Below are 24,241 nucleotides of genomic sequence, written 5' to 3' on the forward strand. Positions count from 1 at the left end.
TCACCTACAAGGATGGAGTATCTGACATGTCCACCAGTTCGCGTGCCACGACCGGTATCGTCCTGACCAGCCTGGATCATCTGCGCCTGTCCGGGGTCGTCGAGGCCTACGAGAAGCGCGGCGATCCCGAACTCGTCGAATCCCTGGCCGATGAGCTCGACCGCGCCCAGATCGTGTCGCCCGACGAGATCCCCGACGACGTGGTGACGATGCATTCGCGCTGCGTCTTCGTTTCCGACAGCGGGGCGGAGCAGGAGGTGACCCTGGTCTACCCGGGCGAGGAGGATGTCGAAAAGGGCAGGATCTCGATCGTCACGCCCGTGGGCAGCGCGCTGATCGGCCTGCGGGTCGGCCAGAACATCACCTGGCAGACCACGGACGGGCGGACCAAGGAACTTACCATCAAGGCGGTGAGCTGGCAGCCGGAAGCGCATGGCCAGGATGGCGCCTCGGCCGAAAAGGCCGTGTGACGTCCACGATCGGCGCGAAAGCGACATCCGCGGAAACAGCAGGATGCCGCCAGGGCTGCTCCGGCAGCCCCGCCCGGATCGTCCGGATGGACCGCCGCACGATCCGGTGAAACCTTGCACGCCCGGTTGACCCGGATCGTCCCTGCGCTATCCGCTCGACCGGAGCAGCACAGGGAGCCTCGCCACATGGAGTATGACTACATCATCGCCGGAGGCGGGTCGTCGGCCTGCGTGGCGGCGACCCGCCTGGTCCGAGACCATGGCGCGCGGGTGCTGCTGATCGAGCGCGGGCCGGCGAAATATGCCCGGCTGATGCGGATGCCGGCCGGCTACATGAAGTATCTGTGGCGCGAGGACTTCCTGGAGATGCACCACACCGCGCCGCAGCCACAGCTGGGCGGGCGTGGGCCGATCGTGCCGCAGGCGCGGGTGCTGGGCGGCGGCAGCTCGGTCAACGCCATGGTGTACATGCGCGGGCAGCGCGAGGACTATGACGGCTGGGAGGCCTATCTGGGCCAGGGGTCCGGCTGGAGCTATGCCGACCTGCTTCCGCACTTCAAGGCGCTGGAGAAGAACGCCAACTTCAACGACCAGTACCACGGCATCGACGGCCGGCTGCTGGTGTCCGACCCGGGGCAGCTGTGCGAGACCACCCGGCGCTACATCCTGGCGGCACAGGGCGCCGGCATCCCCTACAACCGGGATTTCAACGGGGCGACCCAGGCCGGTGTCGGGGTGATGCAGCACACCATGGGCATCGCCAGGAACGGCAAGATGGAGCGCTGCGACGCCGTCACGGCGTTCCTGTCCCAGGTCATCGACGACGAGCGGCTGACGGTGATCACCGAAAGCCTGGCGACGAGGATCCTGTTCGACGGCAACCGCGCGATCGGCGTCGAGTACCAGCGCAATGGCGCCACCTTCCGCGCCCATGCTGCCTGCGAGGTGCTGGTGGCGGCCGGGACCTACAACACCGCCAAGCTCCTGATGCTGTCCGGGCTCGGCCCCGCCGACCATTTGCGCGAGCATGGCATCCAGGTCCATACCGACCTGCCGGGTGTGGGGCAGAACCTCCAGGACCATCACGAGGTGCCGGTGATCGCGCTCACCCGCGAGCCCGGCGGCTACCATGGCGAGGACCATGGCTGGCGAATGATCCGCAACGGCCTGCAGTACCTGCTGTTCGGCACCGGCCCGGTGACCACCACCGGGATCGAATCCTGCCTGTTCTTCGATCCCGACGGCGGCGAGAGGCCGACCATCCAGCTCTATTGCGGTCCGATCGTGCATGTCGACCGGGACATTTCCGATGTCGAGGACGGCGACGGCATCACCGTTTCGTCCTGCCTGCTCCGGCCGAAGGCGCGTGGCACGGTGCGCCTGCGCTCGGCCGACCCCAAGGAGCAGCCGCGGGTCAACGCCAACTTCTTCGGCCATCCGGACGACCTGCGCCTGACCCTGGCCTCGATGCGCTTCGCCCGGCAGCTGCTCGCCACCGAGCCGCTCGCCTCCAACATCGCGAGCGAGATCCTGCCCGGGGCCGACAAGATGTCGGACGCCGAGCTAGCGGCGTTTGCCGGCAAGACCGTGAAGACCAACTTCCACCCGGTGGGCTCCGCCCGCATGGGGCCGGATGGCGATCCGATGGCGGTCCTGGATGCGCGGATGCGGGTCCGTGGCGTCGAGGCGCTGCGGGTGATCGACTGCGCCTCGATCCCGTTCATCCCGTCGGCCAACACCAACGCCATCGCCCTGGCGCTAGGCCACAAGGCAGCCGCGATGATCATGGCGGAGGAGGGCAGGACCGAGCTGGCGACGGCCGCCTGACCTGGCCAGGCCCGGTCTGTCTGGCCCACCATCCGACATCGGATGATCCCGGGGCCGATCGGCGGCTCCCTGGATGGGGCTCGGGTTCGTTCGTGTAAACGGAGAACCCGGACAACCGGCCAGGAGCCGGCGCCTGGAGACGCAAGAAACGTCCAGCAAAATCAATGGGTTAACGTGTTCTCGGGTTCGTTTGGCAATTTCACTGGTCGTTGTCGGGTTCGTTTTCGTCCTCGTCGTCGGACCGTCCGCAGGCAGGAGCGGGCGTCGGGGATGAAAGCCACCCATTCTAGAGCATCCCCGGTCCTGCCGCCAGGAAGGTCACACGCCCTGATAGACGAGCCTGGTGAAGAAGGCCGGCGTGATCACGAATTGTCCCCATTGGTCATCGAATGCGGCCGTGGGGGACGCGGCGATCGTCTCGTCGAGCGAGCGGCCCTGCTGCTTCAACCGCGCGACGTTCTCGCGGATGGCGACCAGCATGTCGCGATAGGATTGCAGTTCGGCGCGGTTGCTGACCGGGTGCCCATGGCCCGGGACGATGATCGTGCTGCCGCCGACCTTTTCCAGGATCGCCTCGGACGCCGCGATCATTCCGTCGATGCCACCGCCGGTGGAATAGTCGATGAACGGGTAGATCCCGTTCCAGTAGATGTCGCCCGCGTGCAGGATGTCGGCATCCTCGAAGGTGATCGTGACATCGCCATCGGTGTGCGCGGCGGCATGGTGGGCAGGCGCCAGGGGACGCCCGAGCAGATCGAGGGTCTGGTCCGACGAGATGAGCTCGGTCGGGACGGCGCCGCCGGGCGATGGCGGAAAGTCGAAGTCCCAGTCCGCCACCCGCTGGGCCGACATCAGATGGGTGCGCGTGTTGGCGTGGGCGAGGATGGTGGCGCCGGCCTCGTGCAGCCATTCGTTGCCATCGGCGTGGTCGAAGTGCCAGTGGGTGTTGATGAGGTGGGTGACCGGCGCGGGGCCAAGGCCGTCCAGGGCCTCGACGATCCGGGGACGGGAGGCGGTGATGCCGGCATCGACCAGCAGCTTGCCCTCCGGCCTCACCAGCACCCCGATATTGCCGCCCGAGCCTTCCAGGACGAACACGTCCCCGCGCAGGGCGTGGACATGGATCGGCGCCGTCGCCGCATCGGCGCGGATCAGGTCGACGATGTTGCGCGCCTTGGCGAACACTTCCGCCGGGCTCAGCCATCCGGCCGTTGCCGCGAAGGTGCCGGATGCGAGACAGCACAGGCAGAACCCGCGCCGGCTCAGCCGCACATGGTTGGAGGTTGTCATGCCGATCCCTGTCGATCTTTGGGGAACAGCGCGCAGCCGGCCGGAGACCGGGTGCGTCGTCAGCAAGGTGGGCGGAGGGGGGAACAGCCGGAGGATGGCCGCTCCCCGGCTGGATCAGGCCCGGATGAACGCAAGCAGGTCCGGGTTGATCACCTCGGGATGGGTCGTGCACATGCCGTGCGGGTAGCCGTCATAGGACTTCAGCGTTCCGTTCTTCAGCAGCTTCACCGAGAGCAGCGCCGAATCCTCATAAGGCACGATCTGGTCGTCGGTGCCATGCATCACCAGCACCGGCACCTCGATCTTCTGGAGATCGGCGGTGAAGTCGGTCTCGGAGAAGGCGGCGATGCAGTCGTAATGGGCCTTGGCGCCGCCCATCATGCCCTGGCGCCACCAGTTGCGGATGGTGCCCTCGGAGATCTTCGCGCCCGGCCGGTTGAAGCCGTAGAAGGGCCCGCTGGGGATATCGAGGTAGAACTGCGCCCGGTTGGCGGCAAGCGTGGCGCGGAAGCCGTCGAACACCTCGATCGGCAGCCCGCCCGGATTGCTCGCGGACTTGACCATCACCGGCGGCACCGCGCCGATCAGGACGGCCTTGCCGACCCGGCCGGGCTCGGAGCGCGCCACGTAGCGGGCGACCTCGCCGCCGCCGGTGGAGTGGCCGATATGCACGGCGTTCTTGAGGTCCAGCGCCGCCGCCAGCTCGATGACGTCGGCCGCGTAGGTGTCCATCTCGTTGCCGGTCGCGGTCTGGCTGGAGCGACCATGGCCGCGCCGGTCATGGGCGATCACCCGGTAGCCCTGCTCCAGGAAGAACAGCATCTGGTTGTCCCAGTCGTCGGCGCTGAGCGGCCAGCCGTGGTGGAACACGACCGGCTGCGCCGCCTTCGGCCCCCAGTCCTTGAAAAAGATCTCGGTACCGTCCTTGGTGACGATCGTCGGCATGAGGCGAACTCCATCGGCATGGCGGTCCGGAAAATGCCGGATCCGCGGGGCTACCGCAGTCGCCGGGCCTGGCGACACGGCGCCGCGTTCATGGCGTGGCAGTGTTATTCGCCAAGAGAAAGGCCGATCGATAGGATGTTCTGATCGGAGATGGGGCAGTGCCGGGATGCTGCCGGGCGCAGCGGGCGCGCTGTTCCTGCAGCGAGCGGGTGAGGCAGTCTTTATGCCTTGAGCGGGCTCGTGCTGAAGGCTCGGGTTCGTTCGTGAAAAAACCTGGAAGCCCAGGAAGGACTGCCGCCGCAAGGGACGGCGCGTGAGCAGGCGGTGGCAGGGGAAGGCCTGGGCCCCGGGCAGCGGTGCCGCCCGGGGCCGACCGTTCGCGATTACTGCTGCTGGCCGGAGCCCGAGGAGTCGCTGCCCGAGCCGCTCTGGCTCTGGTCCATGGACCCGCTGCCGGAGCCACCCTGGCCGGACGCACCACCCATGTTGGGCGGATTGATCATCATCATCACCGTCTCGTCATCCTGGGTCTTGGCCTGGACGAGGTAGGCGGTGTCGAGAATCTGGATGTTGGAGAAGCCAGCCTGTTCCAGCGCGCTGCGGAGTTTGTCCTGGCTCATCGTCCGCATCTGCTGGGTCTGCGCAGAATCACCCTGGCTGCCCGACGAGCTGTTCTCCTGGGCGAAGGCCGGGAGGGCAAACAGGGCGGCGCTGGCGATGGCCGGAATCAGGATCGATCGCATGGTTCTTTCCTTCAGGCACGGTGTTGGTGGTGGTTGCTCAAGCGGCCGGGAAGGCGCGCGCTTCGCGCCGGGACCGGCGACCCGCCGGGGCGGGTCTTGCCTGCCAATGCACAGGCCGATCCGATCCTTTCCCATTCCAGCCAGTGGCCCGGTTGTGGCGTACCCCTGAATGGAATGCCTCTCGTGCCGCGCCTTTCCAACCAGGGCGCCGAAGGGTGGTTCCCCTCACGATGACCGATTTTTCAATAATACGTCATGTTCATGAAGTATTGTCGGCATCTCAGCGTTGTACATCGGCAAGCATGGGGAGCGGACAATCCATCATCAACTGGCCAAGGCAGCTCAAGGGCTGTCCATGTGGGACAAATGACAGAACCTTGCTTGATAAATGCTTCTGCTTCTTCTTGATGTTCATGCCGGCATCCCGCATGCGGCACCGGCTCACCCCGCCTCGGGAACGCCGGTGACCGCGATCGCCTCGAACTCGGCCGCGTCCATCCGGAACACCTTGGCCTCGGCATAGGCGGCCGAGTTCCAGAACGCGTCCAGGGCGGCCCGGGAGGGGAACTCCAGGACGACGATGCGGCGGTCCTCGTCGGGGCCCTCCAGGCTGTCGACCTCGCCGCCGCGCACCAGGAAGCGGCCGCCATGGGCGGCGGCGGCGGCCGGGGTGCGGGCGACATAGCCCTTGTAGGCTTCCGGGTCGGTGATCCGGACCCGGCCGATGATGTAGGCTTTGCTCATGCGTCCGTTCCGCTCATTTGACGGCTCCGAAGGTGAGGCCCCGGACCAGATGGCGCTGCAGCATCCAGCCGAGCACCACGATGGGGCCGATGGCCAGCATCGAGGCGCCGGACATCTTCGCCCAGAACATGCCCTCCGCCGCCTTGAAGCTGGCGATGAACACGGTGAGCGGTGCCGCGTCCACGGCGGTGAGCTGCAGGCTCCAGAAGCTCTCGTTCCAGGCCAGGATGGTGCAGAGCAGGGCGGTCGAGGCGATGCCGGGGATCGAGGCCGGCAGGAGGATGAAGCGCAGTTCCTCCACGACGCCGGCGCCGTCGACCCGGGCCGCCTCCAGGATCTCGCCCGGGATCTCCTTGAAGTAGGTGTAGAGCATCCAGACCGCGAGCGGCAGGTTCATCAGGAAGAAGATCAGGGTCAGGCCCAGCAGGGTGTCGAGCAGGCCGAGATACTGGAAGGTCAGGTAGATCGGCATGATCACGCCCACCGCCGGCATCATCTTGGTGGAGATCATCCAGAGCAGCGTGCCGTTGGTGCGCTTGGACGGGTGGAACGACATCTGGTAGGCGGCCGGCACCGCGAACAGCAGGCACAGGATGGTCGAGCCCAGCGCGGTGATCACCGAGTTGGTGACGAACTTGGAGTAGGATCCCCTGGCGAACACGTCGTTCAGCGACGACAGGGTCGGCTCGTAGAACAGGACCGGCGGCATCGAGAAGGCGTCGATCTCGGTCTTGAACGAGGTGAGCAGCATCCACAGGATCGGGAAGAACATCACGAAGGCCAGCCCGTGGCCGAGCAGGGCGGTGCCGAGGCCGGTGCGCTTCATCCGAACTTCTCCGGGTTCTGCATGTTGCGGGCGACCATGCGGATCAGGAGGATGGCCACGATGTTGGCCAGGACCACGGCGAACAGGCCGCCGGCGGACGCGGAGCCGACGTTCCACTCCAGGAACGCGCGGGCGTAGATGATGTAGGTGAGCGTGGTGGACGCCTGGCCCGGGCCGCCGCCGGTGGTGGTGAAGATCTCGGCGAAGATCGACAGGAAGAAGATGCTCTCGATCATCACGACCGCGGTGATGGCGCGGGAAAGATGCGGCAGGATGATCGAGAAGAACATCTGCAGCGGGTTCGCGCCGTCCAGCCAGGCGGCTTCCTTTTGTTCCTCGGGCATCGACTGCAGCGAGGTCAGGAACACCAGCATGGCGAACGGCGTCCATTGCCAGGCGACGATGATGACGATCGAGGTCATCGGCCAGTTCTGCAGCCAGTCCACCACCGGCAGGCCCAGGCTGGAAGTCAGCCAGGAAAGCAGCCCGTAGACCGGGTGCATCAGCATGTTCTTCCAGACCAGGGCGGCCACCACCGGCATGACGAAGAACGGCGCCAGCGCCATCAGGCGGGCGATGCTGCGGCCGGGGAACTCCCGCTCCATGACCAGGGCCAGGACGATCCCCAGGATCACCGTCACCGCCAGGGAGGCGCCGACCAGGATCAGGGTGCGGCCCATCGAGCTCCAGAACAGCGGGTCGTTCAGGAGGATCTGGAAGTTGCGGAAGCCGACGAAGCCGAACCGCTCTGGATAGAGAATGTTGAAGCGCTGCAGCGAGAAGTAGATGGTCATCGCCAGCGGCACGATCATCCAGATCAGCAGCACGCCCACCGCGGGCGCCACCAGGGCCAGCATCGTCCAGCGCTGGCGGGACCCGGCCGGCCTGGCCATCCCGCGCGCCGCTGCCGCCGCCGCATTTCTGCTCTCGTCCAGGCTTGCCGCCATGGCCAGCGTCCTCGCTCGTCGATCCGCGAACCGGGCCGGGCGGGCCGGCGCCGGCGGTCCCTTCAGGGGATACGCCGCCACGGCCCGCCCGAGCCCTCAGGCTGGGCTCAGTAGTAGCCCGCTTCCTGCATGATCCGGTCCGAGGCGGACTGGGCCGTCTCCAGCGCCTCGTCGACGCTGGTCTGACCGGCGAGCGCGCCGGCGACCGCCTTGCCGATCTCGGTGCCGACCGCCTGGAACTCCGGAATGGTCGCGAAGGTGATGCCGACATAGGGCACCGGCTTGGCGGTGGCCTTGGTCGGATCGGCGGTGTTCATCGCGTCCAGGGTCTTCTGGGCGAACGGGAGCTTGATGTACTCGGCCTCGTCATAGGTGCTCTTGCGCGTGCCGGGCGGCACGGCGGCCCAGCCGTTCTCCTTGGCGACCATCTGGATGTAGTCCTTGCTGGTCGCCCAGTAGACGAACTTCTTGGCCTCCTCGGCATCCGGCGAGGTCGAGGGGATCGCCAGCGCCCAGGACCACAGCCAGTGGTTGCCGTTTGGCACGGTGCCGATCGGTGCGTTGGCGAAGGCGACCGTGTCGACCACCTTGGATTCGGCCGGGTTGAACATGTAGCCGGCGGCCGAGGTGGCATCGACCCAGGTGGCGCAGTTGCCGGCCGCGAACAGGGTGCGGTTCTCCAGGTGGCCGTTGGTGGCGGCACCGGGCGGCCCGTAGTTCTGCATCAGGTTGACGTAGAAGGTGACCGCCTCCTTCCACTCCGGGGAGGTCAGCTCCGGCCGCCATTCCTCGTCGAAGTAGCGGGCGCCGAACGTGTTCGCGAGGCTGCCGACGATCGCCATGTTCTCGCCCCAGCCGGGCAGGCCGCGCTGGCAGGTGCCGTAGACGTTGTTGGCCGGGTCGTGGAGCTTGGCCGCCCATTCCTCGAGCTGCGCCCAGGTCGGCTGCTCGGGCATTTCGATGCCGGCCTGCTCGAACAGGTCCTTGCGGTAGAACAGGAAGCTGCTCTCGGCATAGAACGGGATCGCGTACAGCTTGTCCTCGACCGACAAAGCGGTGCGGACCAGCGGGAACACGTCCTCGATGTCGTAGTCGCCCGGGATCTCCTCGAACGGGGTCAGCCAGCCGAGCTTGCCCCAGATCGGCACTTCATAGGTGCCGATGGTCAGGATGTCGTAGGCGCCGGCCTTGGTCGCGATGTCGGTGGTGACCTTGGTGCGCAGCTCGTTCTCGGGCAGCACCACCCAGTCGAGCTTGATCCCGGGATTTTCCTTCTCGTACTCGGTCGAGAGCTTCTGCATCACGATCATGTCGGGGTTGTTCACCGTGGCGATCGTGAGCCGCGTCTCCTGGGCGAACGCCGTGCCGCTCAGGAGCGTCACGGCGAGCGCGGCGGCGAGCGAGTGTAGCTTCATGGTTGCCTCCCTGATTCCCCGCATCATTGGCTGGCGGTGGAACGTTTCAAAGCTCATGAACTACCGCCTGCCTCCGGCCAGGGCAAGCGTCGCCATGCCGGAGACGCGGTCGGCTGACCCCAAAAGGGAGTCAGCCACGCTTGATAATATAGATCCCGATCGCGACCGCCAGGATCGTGCAGACCCAGAGCGGGATGGCCTGTTCCAGGAAGCGCATCCACAAGAGATGCAGGAAGATGCCGAGCACGACCCCGATGAAGCCGCGGTCGAACGCGTTGGTCTTGATCGGGAGGAAGCCCTCGCGCGGAGTTACCTCGTGGGTGACGGGAGCTTTCATCGGCTCACTCCTTGACCGCGCCGAAGGTCAGGCCGGCCACGATGTGCCGCTGCACGAAGCCCAGGAACACCAGGGCAGGCGCCAGGGTCAGCATCGACAGGGCGGCCAGCTCGCCCCAGTTGGTGCCGGTGACGGTCACGAACTCGGCCAGGCCGGTGGTGATGGTGCGCGCTTCCACCGAGGTCAGGGTGGCGGCGAACAGGTACTCGTTCCAGGCGAACATCCAGGTCAGGATCGCGGTGACGGCCAGGCCGGGCTTGGCCAGCGGCAGGATCACCTTGGTCAGGACCTCGAAGGTGCTGGCCCCGTCGATCATCGCCGCCTCGTCCAGCTCCTTGGGGATGCCGTCCATGATCCCCTTCATCAGCCAGATCGCGAACGGCAGGTTGAACACGCAGTAGAGCAGGATCAGGCCGATCCGCGTGTCGAACAGCTGGTAGTCGCCGAACCGGAACACCTGGGTGTAGAGCAGGAAAAGGGGCAGCAGGAACACCGCCGCCGGCGCCATCCGGTTGGTGATCAGCCAGAAGAACAGGCTGTCCTCGGCGGCCAGCTTGTAGCGCGACAAAGCGAAGGTCGCGAGCAGGGCCAGGACGGTCACGATCAGGCAGTTGCTGGACGCCACCACGATCGAGTTCCACAGGTAATAGCGGAACTCCTCGTTCTGCAGCACCTCGACGTAGTTGCCCCAGTAGAAGCCATCCAGCATCAGGGAGGGCCGGCCGAACAGCTGCACGCGCGTGCGCATCGACACGACGAACAGCCACCAGATCGGCAGGAGGGTGAGAACCGTCATCCCGCACCAGATGAGGATCGGGAGAAGGATGCCTTTCTTCTTCATGACGCGCGCGGCTTTCTCGCGACCAGCGCGACATAGAGGAACCAGCAGAGCATGATGGTGAGGTAGAGGGTCAGGAGCGACATGGCGGCCCCGTAGCCGTAATCCGTCTGCGGAAAGACCACCCGCCAGATATGCAGGCCGATATAGCGGGTCGCGGTGCCGGGTCCGCCGCCGGTCAGCATCCAGACCTCGTCCACGGTGCGCAGCGCGTCCATCAGCCGTATGAAGACGGTGGTGAGCAGCACCGGCTTCAGCATCGGCAGCATGATGTGCCAGAAGATCTGCCAGCGGTTGGCGCCGTCGACCTGGGCGGATTCGAAAGGTTCCTTGGGCATCGCCGAGAGCCCGGCCAGCAGGGTCAGGGTCACCAGCGGCGTCCAGTGCCAGATGTCCATGATCACCGTGGTCAGGAACGCCTGGTTCTCGAACGAGCCCAGCCGGAAGTCGATGCCGAACCAGCGGTCCAGGTAGAACGGCACCGGGCCCAGGCCCGGCACGGTCAGGAGCCGCCAGGCGGCGCCCACCGCGATCGGCGCCACCAGCAGCGGCAGGGTGTGGATGGTACGGAACAGCCCCTTGAGCGGAAAATCGCGCATGAACAGCTGGGCGAGCAGGTAGCCGATGACCAGTTCGCTCAGCACCACCCAGAAGGTGAACTGCAGCGTGAGCCCGATCGAGCGCAGGAACTGATCGTCGAAGACGAGGCGCCGATAGTTGTTCACCCCAGCGTAGACCAGGCCGGGATTGGCGGCGAACGGGTTCCAGTCGAAGAACCCGACAAAGGCCACGTAGAAGAATGGCAGAAGGCCGAAAATTCCCAGCACCGCGATCGTGGGCGCCAGGAACAGCCAACCGGTTACGGGTGAGCGCAAGGGGCGTTCCGATCAGGCAAGGTCGAGATCAAGGGGGCCGGGCCCGGGATGCGCATGTCCCGGGCCCGGCGCGGGCGTCAGCTCTTGCGGTAGCCCAGGCGGGTCAGCTCTTCCTCGGCGCGCGCGGCGGCCTGGTCGAGCGCCTCCTCGGGCGTCAGCTTGCCGGTGATCGCGTCGTAGAAGAACGGGGCGATCGCCTCGCGCAGCTGGCCATGGAACGGGAAGTCCGGCGCACCGGCGAACAGCTTGCCCTCGTCGCGCATCAGCGAGTAGTAGCCGCTGGTCTTCTCGTCCTGTTCCTGGATGCGCGGGTCCTCGTAGGTCGCGGTGTGGGTCACGCGGGCCGCGTTGACCGCCCAGTCGACCTGGACCTCGGGCTGGCCGACATACTGCAGGAACAGCAGGGCAGCTTCCTTGTTCTTCGACGAGTGCGGGATGCCGAAGGCACCGCCGTCATAGTAGCCGATATAGCCCTCGCCGGCCTCGATCTCTTCCATCACGCCCGGCTCGACCGGGGGAAGGGCGACGCCGACATTGCCGACCACGGTCGACTTGTTCTCGTCGGTGGCGATCCAGGCGGTGTTCTCGCCATAGACGAAGGCCTGCGCGGCACGGCCGGCGGAGAAGGACGCGGCGACCTCGTCCCAGGTCGAGCTGGTCGATTCCGGCGGGGCGTACTGCAGGTTGCCGATCCACCAGGACAGCGCGGCCTTGGCCTTGTCGCTGTTCATGGTGCCGCCGTTCTCGACGGTGGCCGCCCAGTTCTCGGTGTTCAGGCCCCAGTTGTAGACGCCGAAGGTCGGCGCGATCGTCTCCACGAACTCGTAGAACGAGGCCGGGTGGCCGGAGCTGGCCTGCACCGTGGTGCCCCACAGCTGCAGATCGTTCTCCTGGCCGTACTCGGTGAAGAACTCGGCGATCTCGCGGTACTGCTGGTGGTCCGTCGCCGGCGCCAGATCGCGGCCGTACTTCTCCTTGAACTGCGCCTTGATGTCCGGGTCGGAGAACAGGTCGGTGCGATAGAGATACGTCTTGAGGAACGCCTCCATCGGCACGCCGTACAGGTCGCCGTCCTTGCCCTTGAAGTAGTCGGCAAAGGTGGTGAAGGCGCTCGTATCGAAGTTCGGCGCGGCGAGGTCGGGATTGTCCTTGAGCGCCTGGGTGATGTTCACCAGGAAGTCGCGGGACAGGTAGGAGTAGATGATGTCCTGCTCGATATAGACGAAGTCATAGATGCCCGAGCCGGCCTCCATGTCCTTGATCGCCTTGTCGTACATCTGATCCCAGGAGGTGGTCTCGAACTGGATCTCGATGCCGGTCTTCTCGGTGAATTCCTTGGCGATGACGTCCTTCGCCCAGTTGGACGAGGGCGTGCTCTCGGACACGCCGCGGATGGTGACGCCCTGGTACGGCTCGGCGGCCTTGGCCCAGAACGCGTCGTCCGCGAACGCGGAGAAACTGGTGGTGGACAAGAGCGCAGCAGCAGCGGCCACGCTCAGCAGATCACGTCTTTTCATGGCGAACCCCCCTGGATTGTTGATGTGCACGATGCGGGCGACTGCCCGATCAATGGGCGACTGTTCGCCCAGATGCAGGTTGAGGGTCAAGCGCTTTCACATAGCAGCCGTGCAGTCGTCTCATCGGTCACCAGCCGGTTCACCAGCTTGCCACGCAGTACCGCCCGGATCGCCTCGACCTTGGCGGGGCCGGCCGCCACCGACAGAATCGGATGGGGACGTGGAAGCGGCAGGCTCGTCACTTTGCCGTTGTGCGGATGATCCAGCAGATGACCATCGCCATCATAGGCGAAACCAGCCAGTTCGGCGACCGCGCCCTTGGCGGCCAGGTCGGCCATCTCGACGGTGTCGATGAAGCCATCCAGCACCAGCGATGCCCTGGCGCCGATGTGGCCGATGCCGGTGATGCCCAGGGCGGCGCGCTCGGCCAGCGAGGACAGGATCGTCCACAGGCGCTGCGACTGCCACAGGATGCGCTCGTCCGTTCTGTCCACGATCAGCGGCACCGGCATCGGCCAGCGCTGGGCGCCGATCCGGTCGGCCAGGCGCACCACGCCCTCATAGGGATTGGACGAGCCGTCCCGGGCGATCGAGCCGACCATGCCGATGATCTGGTGCTGGGGACGCTCGATCGCCGGCAGCTCCATGACCGCGGCACGCACGGCCCGGCCGGCGCCCACGGCGACCACGGTCGGCACCTTCGACGCCAGCACCCGGCCCAGCCGCTCGGCCGCGGCGTGGCCAAGCGCCCGGCCGCCGGCGTCGGGCACCACGTCGACGCTGTCGGCGCCGTAGATCTGCTCGAGCTCCGCGCCCAGCCGCATGCAGGCGGCGATCGGGTGGTCGATGCGCACGCTGACGAGACGTTCGGACAAGGCCTGGGCCACCAGCCGCTGCACCGCGGCGCGGCTCAGGCCGAGCGAGCGGGCGATGGTCTCCTGCGTGTCGTTCTTGATGTACCAAAGCCAGGCCGCCCGCGCGGCCAGATCCCTCCGGCGGTCGACGGGCAGGTCGATCTCGTCCAACGAAGCCCTCCTGATCAATCTTTCGTCCTGCCTAGGGGAGATCGGGCAAACGATCAAACGATGAGCAGTTGCTTGAACTGGTCAAGGCGGCGGCATGGCCCCGCAAGGTGAAGGGGTCCCGCGGCCATCCGCCAGCATACCGTTGCCAGGACCGAGCCGGCGACGTTATCTCCCAAGCCACAGGGAAGCTGAACGGCCGGAAAATCCGGCCATCCCGCCAGGCGAGGCACCGTTTCGTGAAACGATCTTTCATCGCGCCTGCAAGGGTTGCCTGCCGGGCCGCCCTCCCTGGTCGACGTCGTGCGGCGACCAGGCGCCGCCCAAGCCGACAGCGAATCGCCGACAATGTGCGCTCGAGGGAGCATCATGTACAAAGAGCTGTTTGATCTGAGTGGCCGGGTCGCGGTGGTGACCGGCGGCGGCCGCAACATCGGGCTGGCCACGGCGATGGCGCTGGCCGAGCACGGCGCCAAGGTCGTGATCGCCGAGATCGACCCCAAGGTCGGCGAAGAGGGCCTGGCGGCGCTCCAGGCCAAGGGCTACGAGGCGGAGCTGCACCAGCTGGACGTGACCGACAGCAGGGCGGTCACCGCCTGCGCCGATGCGGTGGTCAAGAAGTACGGCCGGGTCGACATCGCCGTCGCCAATGCCGGCATCGCGCTCAGCGCCCCCGGCGAGGAGATGCCCGACGAGCAGTGGCACAAGGTGGTCGACATCAACCTGAACGGGGTGTTCTACACCAACCGCGCCTTCGGCAAGCACATGCTGGACGCCGGCAAGGGCTCGATCATCAATATCGGCTCGATGAGCGGCATCATCTCCAACTACCCGCAGGAGCAGGTCCACTACAACGCTGCCAAGGCCGGCGTGCACCACCTGACCAAGTCGCTGGCCGGCGAGTGGGCCAAGCGCGGGGTGCGGGTCAACGCGGTGGCGCCCACCTATATCGAGACGGCGATGACCAAGCCCGGCATGGAAAAGGCGGACTGGTACAAGATCTGGATGGACATGACCCCGATGGGCCGGGTCGGCCAGCCGCCGGAGATCGCGGCCTGCGTGCTGTTCCTGGCCACCGACGCCGCCTCGCTGGTGACCGGCCACGTGCTGGTCGCCGACGCCGGCTACACCATCTGGTAGGGGCTGCCGCCGCCCGGCCGCCGCCAAGGGCGGCCGGGCGGCGGCGCATCCGTCTCCAGGAAACCCGTCATGACCCGCCCACCCGCGCTGGTTCCGGAACTGGTGGTGACCGACCTCGATGCGTCGCTGCGGTTCTGGCGGGACCTGATCGGTTTCCGGATCGCCTATGACCGGCCGGAGGACGGCTTCGCCTGCCTCGACCTGAACGGCGCCCGGGTCATGCTGGAGCAGCGAGATCCGCGGGCCCGGCAATGGATCACCGGCCGATTCGAGCGGCCGTTCGGACGGGGCATCAATTTCGAGATCCAGGTCCCGGCGGCGACGCCGATCCTCCAGCGGCTGGAGCGGGCCGGCTGGGACCTCTACATGGCCTGCGAGGAGAAATGGTACCGGGCCGGCGACCGGGAGACCGGCCAGCGCCAGTTCCTCGTGCAGGACCCGGACGGCTACCTGCTGCGCCTTGCCGAGGACCTGGGCTTACGCCCGTTGGCCTGACCGGCGCCTGCCGGGGGCGACGGCGGACGGCCGTTCCGGGCACAGGCTGGCGGGTCATGCTGTTGACGCCGGGCAATGCCGCTGGTTTCAGTCCGCGCCGGGCGCGACCGCGCCTTCGCCGACGGGACACCAGCGTTTGCTGTTCAACTCCTTCGCCTTCATCTTCGGCTTCATGCCGCTGGTGCTGCTCGGCTTCTACCTGCTGGGCCGCCTGCGCTGGCGCCGCGCCGCCCTGCTCTGGCTGGGGGCCGCCTCGCTGCTGTTCTACGGCATCGGCGACTACCAGCACCTGCCGCTGCTGCTGGCCTCGATCGCGTTCAACTTCGCGGTCGGCACGGCGATCTCGCGCCGCGCTGCCCGCGGCCGGCCGAACGGCATCCTTCTGGCCTTCGGCGTCACCGTCGACGTGCTGGTGCTGGGCTGGTTCAAGTACGCCGACTTCGTGCTGGGCAATATCGCGGCCGCCACCGGGCTCGCGATCGAGCCGCTGGGCATCACCCTGCCGGTCGGGATCTCGTTCTTCACCTTCACCCAGATCGCCTACCTGGCCGATTGCTGGCGGGGCGAGACCCGCACCTACCGGCCGCACGAGTATTTCCTGTTCGTCACCTACTTCCCGCACCTGATCGCCGGGCCGATCCTCTTGCACAAGGACGTGATCCCGCAGTTCTGGAAGGAGCGGCCCTACCGGTTCGAGCTGGCCCGGATCCTGGTCGGGCTTGGCATCTTCGGGATCGGGCTGTTCAAGAAGGTGGTGCTGGCGGATGGCGTGGCGCCCTATGCCGAGACCCTGTTCGGCGGGGTCGCCGCCGGTGCTGCGCCCGACCTCGGCAGCGCCTGGATCGGCGCGCTCGCCTACACGATCCAGCTCTATTTCGACTTCAGCGGCTATTCGGACATGGCGGTCGGGCTCTCGCACATGCTGGGCTTCCGCCTGCCGGTGAACTTCTGGTCGCCCTACCAGGCCGCCTCGATCATCGAGTTCTGGCGGCGCTGGCACATCACCTTGTCGCGCTTTCTGGCCGACCATCTCTACAAGCCCCTGGGCGGCAACCGCCGGGGCGCCCGCCGGCGCCATCTCAACCTGATGATCACCATGCTGGTCGGCGGGCTGTGGCACGGCGCCGGGTGGACCTTCGTGGCCTGGGGCGCGCTGCACGGGCTCTATTTGGTCATCAACCATGCCTGGCGCGGGATGATCGGCGGGACGGCGGTGGACAGGCTCCTGCACGTTCCGGCCCTGCGCCCGGCCTCGGTGCTGGTCACCTTCCTGGCGGTGGTGGCGGGCTGGGTGATCTTCCGCGCCGACAGCATGGCGGTCGCCGGCACGATCCTGCAGGCGATGGTGGGGCTGGGCGACGGCGAGCGCCTGTTCAGCGGCACCGGTGCCGCCTGGATCCACCTGGCCCTGCTGCTGGCGATCCTGTTTCTCGCTCCCAACACCTTCCAGATCATGCGCCGCTACGCGCCCTACCGGTTCGAGGGCCGCAGCGGCACGCTGGGCGGCCAGGCGGAAGCGGCGCGGCCGGGGCCCGGGCGGCTCACCTGGCGGATGGAGCCGGGCTGGGCGCTGGCCACCGGCCTGGTCCTGCTGGTCGCCGTGCTGTCCATGCTGACCAGCCGCCCGTCCCCCTTCCTTTACTTCCAGTTCTGAGCATGACCCCGCTCCCGCCGCGCCGGCAGGCGCGCCGCTTCCTGGCCTGGCTGCTGGCCAGCATCCCCGCCTGGCTGGCACTGCTGTTCCTGGTCTGGTTCGGGATCCCCCCGCTCAAGCCCTATCTCTACAGCAACAACGACATCGGCTGGGTGCGCGACCTCTACCAGCGCAAGGAACAGGACCTGGCCGCGATCACGGGGCCGAGGCTGATCCTGGTCGGCGGGTCCTCGGTGCATTTCGGCTTCGACGCCGAGAAGATCTCGCAGGCCCTGGGCGTCGAGGCGTTCGACTTCGGCTCCCATGCCGGGCTGGACCTCACCTATCTCCTGGATCGCGCCGACCGGGTCACCCGCCCGGGCGACACCGTGGTGCTGATGGTGGAGTATCCCCTGTTCCGGACCACCGCGCCGTTCACCGCGTTGCCGGTCTTCTACAGCTCCTTCCACGACAAGAGCTTCTGGTGGCGCCTCCCGCCCGCGTACTGGCCGGCCTATGCCTCGCAGTTCGACCTGCGCCTGCTCTGGTCGGCGATCATCGACAACGCCACCCACTGGAAGGACGCGCCGCTGGGCAATGTTCCGGGCCCCTATCGCGCGGAGAACATCGACCGAAGGGGCAGCGAGCGCGGCAACACGGCGGCCAGCATCACCGACGGGATGCGCGCGACCGTCCAGGCCGACAACCAGATCTTCCCGAGGCTGGACCGAGACCTGTTCGGCGCGCGGGCGGTCCGCGCTTTCGTCGAAGCGCAGCAACAAAAGCGGGTCCGGGTCCTGGCCGGCTGGCCGCCAACCCTGCGCCGCGTGGAACATGACCAGCCGGCGGCGGCGCTTCTGTTCCAGGACCTGCGCGACTTCTGGCGCGACCTGGGCGTGCCGGTGCTGGGCAACCCCTACCAGTTCATGGTGGACGAGGAGATGGTGTACGACACCAGCTTCCACATGAACGAGCGCGGCCAGGCGGCAGTCACCGAGCAGCTGATCCAGGATCTCCGGCCGGCGATCGATCCGGCCGAGCGGAACGACGGCTGACGGCGGAGGTTGGATCCTCCTAGAAGACGCGCCCGCGCCGCTCGAGGAAAGGGAACGACCATGCCGGACATCACCTACGAGATCGTCAAGCACGACCATGGCTGGGCGTACAAGGTCGGCGATTCCTTCTCCGAGAGCTATCCCAGCCACGACGAGGCCCGCCGGGCCGCCGAGCAGGCGGCCGCCCGTCAGGAACAGGCCGGATCGGCGGAGACGATCCAGTACCAGGACAAGGAGGGACGCTGGCACGAGGAGACCGCCTCCGGCGACGACCGCCCCAGCACCACGGTCACCGGCTGATCCCCGGCCTTACCGGTCGTCGGGCTCGCCCAGCCGCTTGATCAGGAACAGCCGGTTGCGGCTGCCCAGCCGGTCGTGGACGACCTGGTCCATCACGTTGCGCACGATGAACAGGCCGAGCCCGCCGGCCTCCCGCTCCTCCAGCTCCTCGTCCAGGTCCGGCGGCGGGACGCTGTTGACGTCGAAGGCCGGACCGTCATCCCAAATGGTCGCCTCCAGCCGGTCCGGGTAGAGGCGCAGTGCCACCTCGACCTCGATCTCGCGGCCGGCCGCCTGGGTGGCGTGGCTGGCGAGGTTGGTGAGGATCTCGTCGAACGCCAGGGTGAACTGCAGGCCGAGCTCCAGGGGAAGCCCGGCCTCGACGATGCTGGTCTCCACCTGCTCCACCAGCCCCGGCAGTTCGCTGAGCGAGGCGGGCAGGGAGCAGTGCATCAGGATCCCGCCATCGGGATCGACCCGGACCGAGCCGGTCATGCCGGCACTCCCGGGCGGGGCAGGGCGGGCCGGCCGCGCGGCGGCAGGTCCCGAGAAGCATCGTGCCTAGGCCGGATCGACTGCATCGGGACTCCCGGCGTCGCTGATCTGCGCCCGCAAGTCAGTGCGCAAGCAAGCCCCGCCGGTCAAGGATCCTCCGAGCAGCCCCGGTTTCCCGCTCACGCGGATGTGGACGATGTACCGAACCGGCGAGGACGAAGTACCGAATGCCGGCATCGGCGGGAGCGGGCGGTGCGGCCGGATCCTCAACTGCTCTCCACCTCCAGCGCCTGCTTCAGGAGCGTGTCCCGGCCATAGATGTCGTCCAGGAGCAGCAGTTCCCCCGACTTGTCGACCCAGGCGGTGATGTAGGCCAGATGGATCGGAGTGGGCTTCTTCAGCCGGACGATCTGCTCGGGCTTTCCTCCCTCGACCACCTGCTCCAGGCGGGCGCGCGGCCATCCCTGGCTGGCCAGCAGCACGTCGGCCAGGGCCAGCGGATCCTCGACCCGGATGCAGCCATGGCTGAACGCCCGCACGCTGCGCCGGAACAGATTCTTGCTCGGCGTGTCGTGGAGATAGATGTGGTCCGGGTTGGGGAACATGAACTTGATCACGCCCAGCGAGTTGTCCGGGCCCGAATCCTGGCGGACCCGGAAGCGCCAGGTGGCTTCGGTGACCGCCGACCAGTCGACCTGGCGCGGATCGACCTCGAACGCATCGGCGCCCCAGCCGGAGAACAGCCGCAGCCGCTCCTTGGCCAGCCAGTCGGGATCCCGCCTCAGATGCGGCAGCATCTCCCGGAACAGGATCGACTGCGGCACGTTCCAGTAGGGGTTGAGCACCACATAGCTGATGTCGTGCGACATCATCGGGGTGGAGGTGTAGGGCGAACCGACCACCACCCGGCTGGTATGGATGGTCCGGTCCTGATCGACGACCTTGAGGGTGAAGTCCGCCAGGTTGACGAACACGTAGCGGTCGCCCAGATCGCGCGGCAGCCAGCGTCGCCGCTCCATGTTGATGCGGATCTGCTCGACCCGCTGGGCGACCGTGGCGTTCAGCGCCCGGAAGGTGCGCTCGCCGACCACCCCGTCGGCACCGAGCCCATAGCGGGCCTGGAAGGCGCGGACCGGGCCCGTCAGGGACTCGTCGTAGAGGGCGGACAGCTGGCCGGGATGGGCCGGTGGCGAGAGCAGCCCTTCCTCGATCAGGCGGCGACGCAGCGCCACGACTTCCGGGCCGGCGCTGCCGCGCTGCAGGCGCCGGCCGGCCGGAACCGGGGTCCAGACGACCTGCCCGAGCTTGGCCCGCCATTCCGCCAGCGCGGTCCGCAGCCGGACGTAGTGGGGACTGTCCGGCGGGAGCGAATCGAGCCAGCGGCCGAGGTCCGGCGTGCTGGCCGCCGCCTGCAGCAGCGGGGTGGGCGGGGTCGGCCCGATCCTGCGGACGCCGCCAGCCTGCTCGTGCTCCGGCCCGGCGCGGCCTTCCGACACGTCCAGAGCATAGTGCACCAGGGCCCGGGCCAGCCGCAGCTCGAACTCGGCCTGGTCGACTGGCCGCGGCATGGTTCCGGCGGCGGTGCCCAGGCCGGAGAGCACTGAAAGCCGCTCGACCTCGTAATAGGCCGGATCGAGCCCTTCCCGGTCCGCCCGCATCAGCGCGCCCAGCACCGCCCGGCCCCGCTCCAGCCGCGCAGGATCGCCGCTGAACGCGGGAACGTAGCCGCGCTGCTGATAGAAGGGCATCAGGTCGAGCAGGGTGGTGTCGCCGGTGCCGGCCTGCGCGGCATCCAGCGTGGTCTTGAGCAGGGAAGCGAGAGGATCCGCCGACGGCGGCCGGACCACGGTCCGGGCGGCAAGCGGGGCATGCAGCACCGGTGCTGCCACCGATGCGGTGCGCACCGACTGGGCGGCTGCCAGTTCCGGCATGAACAGCGCCCAGGCCGCCAGCAGCGGCGCCATGATCCGCCGGCTCGCTTCTTTCACCTTCCCATGTCCCGTGACCGCTCCCGCCCTGACGATCATCGTCCCGTCGCCGCCCGATGACTTGCATCGATCTTACGGCGGTTGCACGGAAACGTCAGCTTTTCATGTCGCCGGCACCGGAAGCGGGCCGCGCCGGCGGCATCCTGCGTGCCTTTCCGGTCACGAGGCAGGTGCGTTCGCGTCCGGCTCGTCGCCGGCTTCCTGGAACGGGGCGACCCGGACCCTTGTGCGATGGCTGCGCTCCGGCCGGGATCCATCCGGCATCCGGCCCTGGAAATAATTCTTCTGCCACTTGGCTTCCCGGGCGGCCGAGCCCTCGTCCTGCAGCGCCTTGTTGAAGCCATTGCGCGCCTCGGCCCAGGCACGATAGGCGGCCTCGGTGGCCGGGTCCTGCTCGATGGGCTGGAACACCGGGCGCACCGATTCCACCAGATCCAGCTTCAGCGGGAAGAAGAAGCAGAACGGCTCGTCCTTCTCGAAGCGGACCCGCCCCTTGCGGGTGAAGCGCCAGTTCATGGTGAAGGTGTAGGGCGCCCAGTCCGTCTCGATCAGCGCGGTCAGCGGCTGGATGCCGTCCTTGATCCGGTTGGGCGAGCCGGACACCCAGAGCTGCACGGCGGGCTCGGTGCGGAACAGGCCATGCAGGTGGAAGGTGAGCACGCCGCTGCCGAAATGGCTGATCGGCAGCAGATGGGCCGGGGCGTCGGATTCGACCCGGATCGAGGCGGCGGCCGGCTCGCCGTCCCAGGAGGCCTCGAACGCCGCCGGGCACAGCACCTCCCAGCCATGGGCGTTGGCGATGTTGAGGGGCAGGCAGCGATAGGCGAAACCTTCCGGGGAGCCGTCCATCCAGTCGCGCTCCACCGGAGCCGGGCGGATCAGGGGCTTCTGGCCATGCAGCGTGCGGCAGATCAGGCGCAAGTCGGCTCTCCCGGCGGTCCAGCATCGACGGCAGGTTTGCCCGTGCGTAGGTAGCAGCGCAATCATGCCGGACGCGGCAGATCAAGGAGTTCCCTCGTGTCGACCGGGCGCAGCACACCGATCTACTACGATGCCGCCTCCACCGAGCCGCCGCTTGTCGCCTCGGCGCTCGAGGGCGACGTGGATGCCGACATCGCCGTGGTAGGCGGCGGGCTGGCCGGCCTGGCGGCCGCCCTCTCGCTGGTGGAGCGGGGCGCGTCGGTGGCGGTGCTGGAGGCGGGCAGGGTCGGCGACGGCGCTTCGGGCCGCAATGGCGGCTTCGTGCAGATCGGCTGGGCCAGGGACGACGACGAGCTGGTGGCGGCTTTGGGCGAGGCCGATGCCGGGCTGCTGTTCGACCAGGCGCGCGACGCCGTGGCCCTGGTCCGCCGCCGGATCGAGCGTCACGCCATCCGTACCGAGGTGACCCCGGGCGTGCTGGAGGCGTCGTTCTTCGCCGGGCCGGCGGAGCTGGCCGAGCGGGCGGCGCTCGCCGGAAAGCGGCACGGCGTCGCTTTCGAGGTGCTCCCGCCCGAGCGGCTGGCCGAGATCTACCGGACCGGACGGTACCGGGGCGGGGTGTTCGACCCGGTCTCGGTCCATCTGGACCCGGTGGCCCTGACCCGGGGCTATGCGCGGGCGATCACGGAGCAGGGTGGCCGGCTGTTCGAGGGCTCGGCCGTCCATGCCCTGGTGCCCGAGGGCGACGGGATGAGGGTGGTCACGGCCAGGGGCCGGGTGCGCGCCCGGCAGGTGGTGCTGGCGACCTCGGTCTATGGCGGCGACCCGGACGGCCGCGCCAGCCGCGCCCTCCTGCCGGTGATGACCTATGTGATCGTCACCGAGAAGCTGGGCGACCGGCTGGAGCGGATCGTCGGCAAGCCCTGGGCGGTGTTCGACGACCGGTTCGCCACCGGCTACTGGCGGCCTTTGCCGGACGGCCGCCTGCTCTGGGGCGGCAAGGTCGGGCTGCAGGACGATCCGCCGGGGCTGGAAGCCTCCCTGCGCGCCGACCTGGCCTTCGTGTTCCCGGACCTGGCGGACGTGCGGATCGACCGGGTCTGGTCCGGCCGGATGGGGTTCACCCGGCATCGCATGCCGCTGGCCGGCCGGCTCCAGCCGAACCTGTGGCTGACCTCCGGGTTCTGCGGCCATGGCCTCGGCACTACCACCGCGGTCGGCGAACTCCTGGCCCGGGCCATGCTGGAGAACGATCGCCGGATCGAGCTTTTGTCCCGGTTCGGCCGGCCCTGGGCAGGCGGGCCGCTGGGGCCGCTCGCCGCCCAGTTCCTTTATGGCTGGCTCAGCCTGCAGGACCGGCGGCGCCTGGCGGCGGCAGCCGGAAGCGCGACATCGTAAACTAACGATTTCTTCATGTTCTCCTGCTAGACCGGTCGGCGACGGAACTTGGTTGTCGCTGCTCTTGGAGGCCGGGATCGAGGCGATGGCAGGGCGAGCACGGCGCAGCATCTGGCGCCGCCGGAGTTTCCTGGGCCTTGCGCTGGCCTTGGGCACGATTCCGGCGGCCCTGGCCGATCCGGTGGTGGCGGTTCGGTTGCCGGGCGCGCCGGAGCGGCTGCCGGGTGTGGCGGTCCGGCTGCTCGACGGCGGCGAGCGGATGCTCACCGTCGCCGAGCTGGAGACGCTGGGGATCTGGCGGGTGCGGACGATCTCGCCCTGGGAGGAGGGAGAGATCGTGGTGGAAGGCCCGCTGCTGCGCGACGTGCTGGCCCATGTCGGGCTGGAGCGGGCAAACAGCATCCTGGTGCGGTCGATGGACGGCTTTGCCCAGCAGATCCCCCGCGCGGACTGGGACCGGTTCCCGGTGATCCTGGCGACGCGCGTCGACGGCCGGCCGCTCGGCCGTCGCCACAAGGGACCGACCCGGATCGTCTACCCGCTGCTGCAGCATCCGGAACTGGCGTCGCCCGACCACGCCGCCCGTTGGGTCTGGCTGATCGCCTCCATCGAGGGAGCGGACTGACAGGTGGCCGGCCGGGCTGGCTCGATCCTGCCGGGAAGGCTGGGTTCATCGGTGCTCCGCCGGGGCCGGCGCACGCACGGGTGCTCGGTGGAGCCGGGAGGCCATGGCTGATGGTCCCGCTCTCGCTGGATGGGCCGGTCCCTCCTGGTGCAGGCTGGGTGAACCGGCCAGGTGTCGATCCGGCTGGGCCGGGCCAGAGGGACGACAGGGATCCGGCCGGGGACGGAAGGCCTGACCCGTCCTTAGGCGATCCCGTGGGCCCTGGAAGAAGCCGGGCCTGGCGGGAAGACGCGGCCCGGGAGCAGGGCGGAGGTCCGGCTCCAACCCAAGATCGCGCTGGCCGGATCTGCCGGGTGGGGCTGTGGCATGATCGGCAGGGCCGTCGGGCAGGTTCCGGCGTGGCTGGACGACCAGGG

25 protein-coding genes are annotated in these 24,241 nt (G+C 68.0%); 9 read left to right on the top strand and 16 right to left on the bottom strand.

Annotated elements, in window-relative coordinates:
- Positions 1-26 precede the first annotated feature (26 nt).
- Positions 27-470, top strand: coding sequence for a nucleoside diphosphate kinase regulator (gene rnk / locus GEMRO_RS0100435; protein ID WP_027132459.1), 444 nt, complete (start codon positions 27-29; stop codon positions 468-470).
- A gap of 186 nt (positions 471-656) precedes the next feature.
- Positions 657-2,297 (top strand): GMC family oxidoreductase, encoded by a 1,641-nt coding sequence (locus GEMRO_RS0100440; protein ID WP_027132460.1) that lies wholly within the window; start codon positions 657-659, stop codon positions 2,295-2,297.
- Between the two features lie 318 nt (positions 2,298-2,615).
- Here GEMRO_RS0100440 and GEMRO_RS0100445 read toward each other — a convergent pair whose 3' ends face one another.
- From GEMRO_RS0100445 to GEMRO_RS0100500, 13 genes are all read right to left on the bottom strand, one after another.
- Positions 2,616-3,587: an MBL fold metallo-hydrolase gene (locus GEMRO_RS0100445; protein WP_027132461.1), complete on the bottom strand. Its 972-nt coding sequence runs from the start codon at positions 3,585-3,587 to the stop codon at positions 2,616-2,618.
- A gap of 114 nt (positions 3,588-3,701) precedes the next feature.
- Entirely contained in the window at positions 3,702-4,532 is an 831-nt protein-coding gene (locus GEMRO_RS0100450; RefSeq protein ID WP_027132462.1) for an alpha/beta fold hydrolase, read from the bottom strand.
- Between the two features lie 383 nt (positions 4,533-4,915).
- Positions 4,916-5,275: a hypothetical protein gene (locus GEMRO_RS0100455; RefSeq protein WP_027132463.1), complete on the bottom strand. Its 360-nt coding sequence runs from the start codon at positions 5,273-5,275 to the stop codon at positions 4,916-4,918.
- A gap of 280 nt (positions 5,276-5,555) precedes the next feature.
- Positions 5,556-5,690, bottom strand: a complete 135-nt coding sequence (locus GEMRO_RS35565) for a hypothetical protein (protein WP_276202810.1) — start codon at positions 5,688-5,690, stop codon at positions 5,556-5,558.
- 26 nt (positions 5,691-5,716) lie between these two features.
- A complete protein-coding gene (locus tag GEMRO_RS0100460) occupies positions 5,717-6,019 on the bottom strand; it encodes a DUF1330 domain-containing protein (RefSeq protein WP_027132464.1) in 303 nt (100 codons plus the stop codon).
- A 13-nt stretch (positions 6,020-6,032) separates the two neighbouring features.
- Positions 6,033-6,845 carry a carbohydrate ABC transporter permease gene (locus GEMRO_RS0100465; RefSeq protein WP_027132465.1) on the bottom strand — a complete coding sequence of 271 codons (813 nt, stop codon included), beginning with the start codon at positions 6,843-6,845 and terminating at the stop codon, positions 6,033-6,035.
- Positions 6,842-7,738 carry a carbohydrate ABC transporter permease gene (locus GEMRO_RS26570; protein ID WP_051328526.1) on the bottom strand — a complete coding sequence of 299 codons (897 nt, stop codon included), beginning with the start codon at positions 7,736-7,738 and terminating at the stop codon, positions 6,842-6,844. Before GEMRO_RS26570 ends, GEMRO_RS0100465 begins: the two co-directional genes overlap by 4 nt.
- Positions 7,739-7,899: 161 nt before the next feature.
- Positions 7,900-9,207 (bottom strand): ABC transporter substrate-binding protein, encoded by a 1,308-nt coding sequence (locus GEMRO_RS0100475; protein WP_027132466.1) that lies wholly within the window; start codon positions 9,205-9,207, stop codon positions 7,900-7,902.
- Positions 9,208-9,337: 130 nt separating this feature from the next.
- On the bottom strand, positions 9,338-9,544 hold the full coding sequence (locus GEMRO_RS0100480; RefSeq protein WP_027132467.1) for a DUF2160 family membrane protein: 207 nt from the start codon (positions 9,542-9,544) through the stop codon (positions 9,338-9,340).
- Between the two features lie 4 nt (positions 9,545-9,548).
- Positions 9,549-10,385 (bottom strand): carbohydrate ABC transporter permease, encoded by an 837-nt coding sequence (locus tag GEMRO_RS0100485; RefSeq protein WP_027132468.1) that lies wholly within the window; start codon positions 10,383-10,385, stop codon positions 9,549-9,551.
- Positions 10,382-11,257, bottom strand: a complete 876-nt coding sequence (locus tag GEMRO_RS0100490; RefSeq protein ID WP_027132469.1) for a carbohydrate ABC transporter permease — start codon at positions 11,255-11,257, stop codon at positions 10,382-10,384. Before GEMRO_RS0100490 ends, GEMRO_RS0100485 begins: the two co-directional genes overlap by 4 nt.
- Positions 11,258-11,334: 77 nt before the next feature.
- Positions 11,335-12,774 (bottom strand): extracellular solute-binding protein, encoded by a 1,440-nt coding sequence (locus GEMRO_RS0100495; protein ID WP_035484430.1) that lies wholly within the window; start codon positions 12,772-12,774, stop codon positions 11,335-11,337.
- An 86-nt stretch (positions 12,775-12,860) separates the two neighbouring features.
- Positions 12,861-13,799, bottom strand: a complete 939-nt coding sequence (locus GEMRO_RS0100500; RefSeq protein WP_027132471.1) for a sugar-binding transcriptional regulator — start codon at positions 13,797-13,799, stop codon at positions 12,861-12,863.
- A 366-nt stretch (positions 13,800-14,165) separates the two neighbouring features.
- Between GEMRO_RS0100500 and GEMRO_RS0100505 the strand changes: the two genes are divergently transcribed.
- The 5 genes from GEMRO_RS0100505 (at position 14,166) to GEMRO_RS0100525 (ending at position 18,419) form a co-directional block, all read left to right on the top strand.
- Positions 14,166-14,936: an SDR family NAD(P)-dependent oxidoreductase gene (locus GEMRO_RS0100505; RefSeq protein ID WP_027132472.1), complete on the top strand. Its 771-nt coding sequence runs from the start codon at positions 14,166-14,168 to the stop codon at positions 14,934-14,936.
- Between the two features lie 69 nt (positions 14,937-15,005).
- On the top strand, positions 15,006-15,431 hold the full coding sequence (locus tag GEMRO_RS0100510) for a bleomycin resistance protein (protein ID WP_027132473.1): 426 nt from the start codon (positions 15,006-15,008) through the stop codon (positions 15,429-15,431).
- Between the two features lie 136 nt (positions 15,432-15,567).
- Positions 15,568-17,085, top strand: coding sequence for an MBOAT family O-acyltransferase (locus tag GEMRO_RS0100515; RefSeq protein ID WP_027132474.1), 1,518 nt, complete (start codon positions 15,568-15,570; stop codon positions 17,083-17,085).
- Between the two features lie 2 nt (positions 17,086-17,087).
- A complete protein-coding gene (locus GEMRO_RS0100520) occupies positions 17,088-18,119 on the top strand; it encodes a hypothetical protein (protein ID WP_027132475.1) in 1,032 nt (343 codons plus the stop codon).
- 60 nt (positions 18,120-18,179) lie between these two features.
- On the top strand, positions 18,180-18,419 hold the full coding sequence (locus GEMRO_RS0100525) for a DUF2188 domain-containing protein (protein WP_027132476.1): 240 nt from the start codon (positions 18,180-18,182) through the stop codon (positions 18,417-18,419).
- 9 nt (positions 18,420-18,428) lie between these two features.
- Here GEMRO_RS0100525 and GEMRO_RS32175 read toward each other — a convergent pair whose 3' ends face one another.
- From GEMRO_RS32175 to GEMRO_RS26585, 3 genes are all read right to left on the bottom strand, one after another.
- Positions 18,429-18,893 (bottom strand): ATP-binding protein, encoded by a 465-nt coding sequence (locus tag GEMRO_RS32175; RefSeq protein WP_051328520.1) that lies wholly within the window; start codon positions 18,891-18,893, stop codon positions 18,429-18,431.
- Positions 18,894-19,159: 266 nt separating this feature from the next.
- Positions 19,160-20,881, bottom strand: a complete 1,722-nt coding sequence (locus tag GEMRO_RS26580; protein ID WP_169728286.1) for a L,D-transpeptidase family protein — start codon at positions 20,879-20,881, stop codon at positions 19,160-19,162.
- A gap of 159 nt (positions 20,882-21,040) precedes the next feature.
- Positions 21,041-21,802, bottom strand: a complete 762-nt coding sequence (locus tag GEMRO_RS26585; RefSeq protein ID WP_035484359.1) for a DUF6065 family protein — start codon at positions 21,800-21,802, stop codon at positions 21,041-21,043.
- Positions 21,803-21,898: 96 nt separating this feature from the next.
- On the opposite strand from GEMRO_RS26585, the gene GEMRO_RS0100545 reads away from it, so the two are divergent.
- Positions 21,899-23,200, top strand: coding sequence for an NAD(P)/FAD-dependent oxidoreductase (locus GEMRO_RS0100545; protein WP_027132477.1), 1,302 nt, complete (start codon positions 21,899-21,901; stop codon positions 23,198-23,200).
- 52 nt (positions 23,201-23,252) lie between these two features.
- Positions 23,253-23,825: a molybdopterin-dependent oxidoreductase gene (locus tag GEMRO_RS0100550; RefSeq protein ID WP_051328522.1), complete on the top strand. Its 573-nt coding sequence runs from the start codon at positions 23,253-23,255 to the stop codon at positions 23,823-23,825.
- The last annotated feature ends 416 nt before the right edge of the window (positions 23,826-24,241 follow it).

It is taken from the genome of Geminicoccus roseus DSM 18922, from assembly GCF_000427665.1.
GTDB lineage: Bacteria > Pseudomonadota > Alphaproteobacteria > Geminicoccales > Geminicoccaceae > Geminicoccus > Geminicoccus roseus.